This is a genomic window from Microbacterium sp. (genome assembly GCF_011620715.1).
Lineage (GTDB): Bacteria > Actinomycetota > Actinomycetes > Actinomycetales > Microbacteriaceae > Microbacterium.
This window is the reverse complement of the sequence record NZ_WOYP01000022.1, coordinates 20,065-28,797: the sequence shown is the minus strand read 5'-3', so window position 1 is coordinate 28,797 and position 8,733 is coordinate 20,065. Positions and strand designations below refer to the sequence as shown.

Sequence of the window (8,733 nt, the reverse complement as noted above, 5' to 3'; positions counted from 1 at the left end):
CTCTCTGCGCTGAGCAGCGCGCGAACATCGCCATCGGGAACCCTCATCGCACAGCGTCCTGACGCCGTTTCCTCCGATTATGCGCCAATAGGTTGTGGGCGATTTGTGGGCGATGCGGCTTTGCATGACCAACCAAAACCAAAGAAATGGGCCCGAGAACCGGCGTACTTCCGCGCGGCTCTCGGGCCCATTTCACGTGACAGCGGATTGGTGGAGATGGGGGGAATCGAACCCCCGTCCATCGCTGTGTCTCTGCGCCTTCTACGGGCGTAGCCTGTGCTGACGTTCTGCTCGGCCCCGACCTTTGCCACAGGCATCTAGGTCGACGGGCCCAGTCTGGGAAGAGTCCCGCGCGACGTCCAGACGCCATCACGCAGCAAGTCCCCTAGATGACGCCAGGGTCCGTAGCGGGATCGCCTACGGTCTGACGGAGTTCAGGCTCGCTTAGGCAGCGAGGGCGAACTCAGTGCGCTTTGAATTGGCACTTATTGGTTTGCAGAGATCGTTTACGAGATAACCCTGCATCCTCGGCCCGCTTCTCGCAGGAGCTCAGGCGATGTCGAAACCGATCATCCCCATGCACTCCCCTGACCTGCAGAGGGCCGCTGTCACGCGCTGTGTAGTTTTGCACCTCGGACCCATCGGGTGCCGAGCATTACAGTCTACAACGGATGCCGCATCCCCGTCATTCCTCGTCGGCTTTCCCCGACCATGCTCCTCAGGCGCTCGCGCGTAGAGTCGGAGCCATGAGCGAAGTCACCATCAGCGTTCGCGGAGAACACGAAACCCGCGTCGCCCCCGAAGAAGCTGTCGCGCACCTCTCCGTGCGCGCCGAAGGCCCCGAACGGGGCGCGGTCGTCGAGAGGATCGCGGCCCTGGCCGCTCCCCTCCGCGACGATCTCGCGACTCGGAAGGATGCCGGCGGCGTCAGCGACTGGTCGAGCCAGCGCGTGTCGGTCTGGGCGAACCGCCCGTGGAACAACGAGGGCAGGCAGCTGGCGCTCGTTCACTACGCCTCGGTCGAGATCACAGCGACCTTCACCGACTTCGCCGCCCTCTCGTGGTGGATCAGCGACGTCGCCGAGCGCGATGGCGTACAGGTCGACAACGTCACTTGGCAGCTCACCCCCGCCACCGCCAAGGCCACCGAAGCCGAGGTCGCCGCGCAGGCGGTCAAGGTCGCCGTCGACCGCGCGACCGCGTACGCCTCAGCGATCAGCCTGGCCACCCTGACACCGCTCGAGATCGCCGACCTCGGCCTGCTCACCGATGCCTCCGCGGGGCCTGCGCCGGAGCCGAAGATGATGCGTGCGATGGCGATGGCGTCGATGGACTCGGGCGGCGCCCCCGCCGTGGAACTGCAGCCCGAAGACATCGTCGTCAGCGCCGCCGTCGAGGCGCGCTTCACCGCCGGCTGAACGGTGTCTGCTGAGCCCGCTCCCCTGACGGAGACCCTGACACCGCGCCCGGGCGTGGGTGAGCGCCTTTCGCGCATGATCAAGATGCCGACCGTGAGCGCCGAGTTCGACTCCCGCGGATCTCAGCCATTCGAGGACTTCGTGGCCCTCTTGGCGGAGCTGTACCCGCTGGTGCATGAGCACCTCTCCCTCGAGCGGATCACCGATTTCGGCTTGCTCTTCCACTGGGCCGGGGAGGCGGCATCCGCTCAGCCCATCGTGCTGATGGCGCACTACGACGTCGTTCCGGTCGACGAGTCCGACGCATGGACGTACCCGCCGTTCGAGGGACGCGTCGAGGACGGCTGGGTCTTCGGGCGCGGCGCGCTCGATGACAAAGGACCCCTCCTGGTCGTGCTCGAGGCCGTCGAGAACCTGCTGGCGGCGGATTTCACTCCTGCCCGCGACGTGTACCTGTCGTTCGGCGGGAACGAAGAGACCTACGGCGCGGCAGCTGCCTCGATCGCCACCACGCTGCGCGAACGCGGCATCGTGCCGTGGCTCGTGCTCGACGAGGGAGGCGCGATCGTCGACGCACCGCTGCCGTTCGCGCTCGGGGATGCTGCCATGGTCGGCGTCGGCGAGAAGGGCGTCGCGACCCTGCGGCTGAACGCCCGCGGCGACGGCGGTCACGCCTCCGCCCCGCCGAAGATCACGGCGGTCGGCCGTATCGCACGGGCGATCGATCGGCTCGACCCCGGAACCTTCCCCGCGCGGACCCCGGCGGCGATCACCCGCATGCTGAGCCTGTTCGCTGACAAGGCCCGCGGTCGCGACCAGACGCTCCTGCGCACGCTCGCAACGTTCCCGGCTCTCACCGCGCGGATCTTCGCGGCGATGGGCGGCGAACCGGCAGCTCTCGTGCGCACGACGGTGGCCGCCACCATGCAGCAGGGCGGAACTGCGGCGAACGTGCTGCCCTCGCAGGCGTCCGCGACGCTCAACCTGCGTATCGCTCTCGGCGAGACGGTCGCCGGAACGGTCCGGCGCGTGAAGCGCCGCATCCGCGATCCGCTCGTCGAGGTCACGATCGTCGAGTCGAGCGAACCCTCTCCTGAGTCCCCGACCGACAACGACCAGTTCGCGTTGATCGTCGACGCGGTGAAGGAGTCGTATCCGGATGCCGCGACCGTGCCGTACGTCATGATGGCGGCGACCGACAGCCGGCACTTCCACCGGTTCTCGCCCGCCGTGTACCGGTTCGCTCCGCTGCGGATGTCGAACGCGCAGCGCGCGTCCATCCACGGCGTGGACGAGCGGGTCGAGATCGCGTCGCTCGAGCGCGGAGAGGTGTTCCATCGGGCGCTGCTGCAGCGGCTACAGTGATCGCACCCGAACCCGCTGTGTAAAGGAGCCGCGATGAAGCGCGCCGCACTGGGCACCCTCGCGACCGTCGTCGGCTTCCTCGCGTTCGTCGAGTTCACCAGCGGCGTGCTGCAGGGCTACTACACGCCCATGCTCACCGACATCGCTCGGCACCTGGGCATCCACGATGCCGATGTGAACTGGCTCGAGGGCGCCCAGCTCATGCTGTCGGCACTCGTCGTGCCGGCGTTCGCAAAGCTCGGCGACATGGTCGGCCACAAGCGGATGCTCCTGATCTCGACCCTGATCACCGGGCTCGCCGGGTTCGTGCTCCCGTTCACCGACTCGTTCCCGATCTTCCTCGCCGCATGGGCGATCATGGGCTTCTACGTCGTGTGGCTGCCGCTGGAGATCGCCCTGATCTGGTCGCGGTCGCGCCGCATGGAGGGGCGGTCGGTTATCACCGCGCGGGCCGCCGGATTCCTCGTGGCGGCGCTCGAGACCGGCGCGATCGTCGGCGCGCTCGTCGGCGGCGCCCTCATCGACGCCCTGCCGTTGACAGTCGTGCTGCTCGTGCCGCCCGTACTGATCGTCGCGTGCTTCTTCGTGATCCTCTTCGGGGTCAAGGAATCGCCCGAGCCGACCGGCGGGGTGTTCGACACGGTCGGCCTGATCCTGATCTCCCTCGCCCTCATCTGCTTCACCGGCGGCCTGAGCCTGCTGCGCCTCGAGGGCGGGCTCGTGAACCCGTGGTCCTGGACGGTCGTGGTGCTCGGCATCCTGCTCGTCATCCCGTTCGCGATGTGGGAGCTGCGCCACGACGACCCGCTCATCGACGTGCGCATGTTCCGCTCGCCCGCGCTCGGCCCGGTCTTCCTCACGGCGGGGCTGTTCGGCATGAGCGTGCTCGGCGCGCAGGCGCCGCTGTCGACCTTCGCCCGCACCGACCCCGACGTGTACGGCTACGGACTCGGCACGACCGGTTTCGCGACCTCACTCATCATCGGCATCTACCTGATCGCGATGATCACGGGCGCCCTGCTGTTTCCCCTGATCGCCCGGCTCACGGCGCCGCGGCTCACGCTGATGGGCGCGTCGACTCTCGTCGGCATCGGCTTCCTGCTGTTCCTGCCATTCCACGACTCGTACGGGCAGATCATCGTGAACATGGTGATCGTCGGGCTGGGCTCGGGTGCCCTGGTCGCCGCATTACCCGCGGCCGCGGCATCCGCTGCACCTCCGACCCAGACCGGCGTCGCGACCGGCCTGACCAACTCGGTCAAGACCGTGGGAGGCGCGATCGCCTCGTGCGTGTTCGGCATCGCCCTGCTGCACGGCGTGACCGGTGCCGCGTCCGGGGCGGAGGGGACCGCCGGCTCGCTGAGCGGCTACTTCACCGTCTGGATCGTGTGCGGTGTGACGGCGCTCGTCGCGGCAGTGGCGCTGGCATTCGTGCCCAAGACGGCGTTCACCGACCGCGCGATCGAAGAGGCCGGCGCCGAGCCGGTGGTGCGCTAGCCCGCCGCCTGCCCGGCTCCGTCGGCCGGGCCGAAGCATCCCGCCGGGGTCAGTCGCCGAGGCGGTTCTTCGAGCGCATCGCGCGCTCGGCCTCGCGCTTGTCCTGACGCTCGCGCAGCGTCTGTCGTTTGTCCCACTCGTGCTTGCCCTTGGCGATCGCGATCTCGACCTTGGCGCGACCGTCCGAGAAGTAGAGCTTGAGGGGCACGAGCGTGTATCCGCCCGCCGAGACCGCGTGCGAGAGCTTCACGATCTCGTCCTTGTGCAGAAGCAGCTTGCGCACGCGCTTGGTCGCGTGGTTCGTCCAGTGGCCCTGCGAGTACTCCGGGATGTGCACGGCATCCAGCCATGCCTCTCCCCCGTCGATGTACGCGTACCCGTCGGAGAGATTCGCGCGGCCCTGCCGCAGCGACTTCACCTCGGTGCCGGTCAGCACCAGTCCGGCTTCGTACGTCTTCTCGATCGTGTACTCGTGGCGGGCGCGACGATTGGTCGCGACGACCTTCTCACCGCGTTCCTTGGGCATGACGACTCCGTGTCTTTCAGAAGCTGATTCAAGACTTGTGGGATGCCGAACCAGGCGCCCGGCAGCCTGTCAGTCTAGCCGACCCGGCGAACGACGAGCGTCAGGCCCGCAGCCAGCGGCGGATCGCGAAGCCGGCCGAGAGCGCGGCGAGGAGGGCTCCGATCACGATCAGGATCGGCACCACCACCCAGGCGTCGGCGACGCTCACCCACGTCGTGACGAAGTCCACGCGCTGACGAAGGTACTGGTCGACGCCGAAGTGCACGCCGGCGATGATCGCCGCGCCCGCCAGGAGCGAGCCGAGCAGCGCTGCGAAGACGCCCTCGAGGATGAACGGCGTCTGGATGAACCGATTCGACGCGCCGACCAGTCGCATGATGCCGAGTTCTCGCCGGCGGGCATAGGCGGACAGGCGGATCGTGGTCGCGATCAGCAGCACTGCCGCGACGAGCATGAGGGCGGCGATGCCGACCGCGATGTAGGTCGCGACCGTGAGCGCCGAGAAGAGCGGTTCGAGGTACTGCAGCTGGTCCTTGACCTCTTCCACGCCCTGCTGCCCCGTGAAGGCCTCGACGATCACGTTGGACTGACTCTGGTCGACCAGGTTGATCCAGTACGTCTCATTGAGCTGCTCGGGCGTGATGACGCCGGCGTAGTCCGCGCCGAGCAGCTCGATCACATTCGCATAAGCCTGGTCGCGGTCTTCGAACCGCATGTCACGGATGAGAGGCGAGATGGCGGGGCCGTCGAGCTTGGCCTGCACTTCGGCGAGCTGCTCGTCGGTTGCGACACCGTCGGTGCAGGTCGGCGCCTGCGAGATGGCGGTGCACATGTAGATCGCGACCTGGGCGCGGTCGGCCCAGTAGTCCTTCATCTGGCCGATCTGCATCTGCATGAGGATCGCGGCGCCGACGAAGGTGAGCGAGACGAAGGTCACCAGCACGACGGAGATGACCATGGACGCGTTGCGCCGCAGACCCGTCAGCGCCTCGGAGAGAACCAGACCGACCCTCACGAGGTGGGCCCCACTTCGTCGCCGGGATCTGTCTCGCCCAGACCGAGCCGATCTGCGAGCCCGAGTTCGGCGACGTCGACCTCGGCGATGTCGACGAGCGGCACCGGCTGCGTCCGCGGCGGGAGGCTCTCGGCGGGTGTTTCGGCGTGCCTCGCGGCCCCTGCGGCGGGAGGATCACCGGCGGGAGGTTCACCGGCGACAGGGTCAACGTCGACGACGGGTCGCGTGACCGATTCGGCGACCGGGGATGCCGCATCCGCTGTGAGTTCGTCATCCGCGGTCTCTGCGGCCGGAGTGGCCGTCGAGCCATGACCGTAGGCGGCCGAGACGGCCGAGGAAGCGCTGAGCGCCGTTTCGCGCTGCACCTCGAGGACGGCGGTGAGAGCGGCGACCGCGGCGGCACCGCGTTCGGGCTCGGGGGCGAGGCTCGGCAGGCCCGACGTGTCGCCGTAGCCGCCGTGGCGCTCGTCGCGCACCATCTCGCCGTCGACGAGCTCTATCACGCGGCGCTGCATCTGGTCGACGAAACCGGCCTCGTGGGTCGCCATCACCACGGTGGTGCCGCCGGCGTTGATCCGGGCGAGCAGCTGCATGATATCGACCGAGGTCGCGGGGTCGAGGTTGCCGGTGGGCTCATCGGCCAGCAGCACCTGGGGGCGGTTCACCAAGGCCCGCGCGATCGCGACGCGCTGCTGCTCTCCGCCGGAGAGCTCGTGCGGGAACCGCTTCTCTTTGCCGGCCAGGCCGACGAGCGCGAGAACCTCGGGCACCGCCTGCTGGATGAACCCTCGCGAGGAGCCGATCACCTGCAGTGTGAAAGCCACGTTCTGGAACACGGTCTTGTTCGGCAGCAGCCGGAAATCCTGGAACACCGCGCCGACGTGTCGGCGGAAGTAGGGCACCTTGCGGTTCGACAGCGACCGCAGATCGCGGCCGAGCACCACGACACGTCCGTCGCTCGGCGTCTCTTCCCGCAGGATCAGACGCAGGCACGACGACTTGCCGGAGCCGGAGGCGCCGACGAGGAACACGAACTCGCCGCGGAGCACCTCGAAGTCCACATTGCTGAGGGCGGGCTTCACTGTGCCGCGGAAGCGCTTCGTGACGTTCTCGAACCGGATCATGGCCTGACGAGCCTAAGCGGCGGCATCCCCCGGTTCGTCGTGCGACACCCGCCCGAACTCATTTCGCCGGGACTGCGGCGACTGCGGCGACGGCGAGACCGAAGGTCAGTCGCCGGTACCGGTAGGGCGCTTTCGCCATTTGATGCCGGCGGCGATGAAGCCGTCGAGGTCGCCGTCGAACACGGCGGAGGGGTTGTTGACCTCGTAATCCGTGCGCAGATCCTTGACCATCTGGTACGGCGCCAGCACGTACGAGCGCATCTGGTCGCCCCAGCTCGCTGTGATCACACCGGCGAGGTCCTTCTTGATGGCGGCTTCCTGCTCCTTCTGAAGGATCAGCAGGCGCGACTGCAGCACGCGCATCGCGGCGGCGCGGTTCTGGATCTGCGACTTCTCGTTCTGCATCGACACGACGGTGCCGGTCGGAAGATGGGTCAGTCGCACAGCGCTGTCGGTCGTGTTGACCGACTGGCCGCCCGGCCCTGAGGAGCGGAACACGTCGACGCGCAAATCGCTCTCGGGGATCTCGACCTCGACCGCTTCGTCCAGCAGGGGGATGACCTCGACCGCCGCGAAGCTGGTCTGGCGCTTGCCGGCCGAGTTGAACGGACTCATGCGCACCAGCCGGTGCGTGCCGGCCTCGACGCTGAGCGTGCCGAACGCGTAAGGCGCGTCGACCTCGAAGGTCGCCGACTTGATGCCGGCCTCTTCGGCGTAAGACGAGTCCATGATCGTGACCGGGTACTTGTGCTGCTCGGCCCACCGTAGATACATGCGCAGCAGCATCTCGGCGAAGTCGGACGCGTCCACTCCCCCGGCGCCGGCGCGGATCGTGACCACGGCCGGGCGCTCGTCGTATTCGCCGTCCAGCAGCGTCTGCACTTCGAGCTGGCCGATGACGTCCTCGAGTTCGGCGAGCTCGTGACGCGCCTCTTCGGCGGCATCCTCGTCGTCCATCTCATTGGCGAGCTCGACCATGACCTCGAGATCGTCAAGCCGCCGCTCGATGCCGCTGATGCGGGCGAGCTCGGACTGACGGTGGCTGAGCGCACTCGTGACCTTCTGCGCCTTCTCGGGGTCGTCCCACAGGTCGGGCACACCTGCGGCCTCACTCAGACGGGCGATCTCGGCGGTGAGCGCATCGACGTCGACGACCGACTTGATGTCGGCGAACGTGGAGCGCAGCGCCTGAATATCGGCGGACAGATCGAAATCAAGCATGACAGTCCAGACTAACGTGCATGCGATGACCGGCCGCGCCTCGACCCGTATTGCAGCCGCCCCGGCCTTCGCGCCGTTGGTCGCGATGTGCCGTGCTGCGAGCGCGGCCATCGACAGCGGACCGTCATCTGGACGGATGCCGCAGCCCCGGTAGCTGGTAGCACTCACGCGCCGATACCGTGGAACCATGCTGTTCGTCTTCCTCGCGCTGTACATCGCGCTCGGCGTCGGGTGCGTGGTCATGGGAATCGTCCGCACATCGCGGACGGCGCGGGTGTGCGGGATCGTGACCCTCGCGCTGGCTTCGGCCTCCCTCCTGGTAGGCGCTCTCTATGCTGCCGGTTCCACGCACTGGACCCTGTCGCTGCTGCAGGTGCTGCTGTCCCCGATGCCCGAGTCGGTGCTCGAACCGCAGTCGGTGACGGACGCCACGCAAGGGCTCGGGATCCCCGTTATCGCCCTCTCGACCGCAGAACTCATCGTCGCGATAGCACTCTGGGCCGTGCCGGTCATCGGCCTGGTCGCGGCTGGTCGCGCACCGCGGAGCGCGCAAGCGTAGTACGCGGC

General features: G+C 67.8%; 8 protein-coding genes and 1 other RNA gene. 4 read left to right on the top strand and 5 right to left on the bottom strand.

What is annotated here, in order from left to right:
- Positions 1 to 208: 208 nt before the first annotated feature.
- Positions 209 to 577: a transfer-messenger RNA gene (ssrA, locus tag QZV84_RS02380) on the bottom strand.
- 169 nt (positions 578 to 746) lie between these two features.
- On the opposite strand from ssrA, the gene QZV84_RS02375 reads away from it, so the two are divergent.
- The 3 genes from QZV84_RS02375 to QZV84_RS02365 all read left to right on the top strand — a co-directional run bounded on the left by QZV84_RS02375 (position 747) and on the right by QZV84_RS02365 (position 4,280).
- Positions 747 to 1,418 (top strand): SIMPL domain-containing protein, encoded by a 672-nt coding sequence (locus QZV84_RS02375; RefSeq protein ID WP_292824734.1) that lies wholly within the window; start codon positions 747 to 749, stop codon positions 1,416 to 1,418.
- 75 nt (positions 1,419 to 1,493) lie between these two features.
- Positions 1,494 to 2,783 (top strand): M20/M25/M40 family metallo-hydrolase, encoded by a 1,290-nt coding sequence (locus QZV84_RS02370; protein ID WP_292824733.1) that lies wholly within the window; start codon positions 1,494 to 1,496, stop codon positions 2,781 to 2,783.
- Positions 2,784 to 2,816: 33 nt separating this feature from the next.
- Entirely contained in the window at positions 2,817 to 4,280 is a 1,464-nt protein-coding gene (locus tag QZV84_RS02365; protein WP_292824731.1) for an MFS transporter, read from the top strand.
- Positions 4,281 to 4,329: 49 nt separating this feature from the next.
- On the opposite strand, the gene smpB is transcribed toward QZV84_RS02365, so the two are convergent.
- The 4 genes from smpB to prfB all read right to left on the bottom strand — a co-directional run bounded on the left by smpB (position 4,330) and on the right by prfB (position 8,166).
- Positions 4,330 to 4,806: an SsrA-binding protein SmpB gene (gene smpB / locus QZV84_RS02360; protein WP_292824728.1), complete on the bottom strand. Its 477-nt coding sequence runs from the start codon at positions 4,804 to 4,806 to the stop codon at positions 4,330 to 4,332.
- A 100-nt stretch (positions 4,807 to 4,906) separates the two neighbouring features.
- Positions 4,907 to 5,821 (bottom strand): permease-like cell division protein FtsX, encoded by a 915-nt coding sequence (ftsX, locus tag QZV84_RS02355; RefSeq protein ID WP_292824725.1) that lies wholly within the window; start codon positions 5,819 to 5,821, stop codon positions 4,907 to 4,909.
- A complete protein-coding gene (gene ftsE, locus QZV84_RS02350) occupies positions 5,818 to 6,945 on the bottom strand; it encodes a cell division ATP-binding protein FtsE (protein ID WP_292824722.1) in 1,128 nt (375 codons plus the stop codon). Before ftsE ends, ftsX begins: the two co-directional genes overlap by 4 nt.
- A 105-nt stretch (positions 6,946 to 7,050) precedes the next feature.
- The gene (gene prfB, locus QZV84_RS02345; protein ID WP_292824737.1) at positions 7,051 to 8,166 is read right to left on the bottom strand and encodes a peptide chain release factor 2; all 1,116 of its coding nucleotides are present in this window, start codon (positions 8,164 to 8,166) and stop codon (positions 7,051 to 7,053) included.
- Positions 8,167 to 8,353: 187 nt separating this feature from the next.
- On the opposite strand from prfB, the gene QZV84_RS02340 reads away from it, so the two are divergent.
- Positions 8,354 to 8,725, top strand: coding sequence for a hypothetical protein (locus tag QZV84_RS02340; RefSeq protein WP_292824719.1), 372 nt, complete (start codon positions 8,354 to 8,356; stop codon positions 8,723 to 8,725).
- Positions 8,726 to 8,733 lie beyond the last annotated feature (8 nt).

Bases quoted from the DNA above. Each gene is read 5' to 3' on its own strand.
- QZV84_RS02375 (WP_292824734.1), top strand. From the start codon at position 747: ATGAGCGAAGTCACCATCAGCGTTCGCGGAGAACACGAAACCCGCGTC.
- prfB (WP_292824737.1), bottom strand. From the start codon at position 8,166: ATGCTTGATTTCGATCTGTCCGCCGATATTCAGGCGCTGCGCTCCACG.
- QZV84_RS02365 (WP_292824731.1), top strand. From the start codon at position 2,817: ATGAAGCGCGCCGCACTGGGCACCCTCGCGACCGTCGTCGGCTTCCTC.
- ftsE (WP_292824722.1), bottom strand. From the start codon at position 6,945: ATGATCCGGTTCGAGAACGTCACGAAGCGCTTCCGCGGCACAGTGAAG.
- QZV84_RS02370 (WP_292824733.1), top strand. From the start codon at position 1,494: ATGATCAAGATGCCGACCGTGAGCGCCGAGTTCGACTCCCGCGGATCT.
- smpB (WP_292824728.1), bottom strand. From the start codon at position 4,806: ATGCCCAAGGAACGCGGTGAGAAGGTCGTCGCGACCAATCGTCGCGCC.
- QZV84_RS02340 (WP_292824719.1), top strand. From the start codon at position 8,354: ATGCTGTTCGTCTTCCTCGCGCTGTACATCGCGCTCGGCGTCGGGTGC.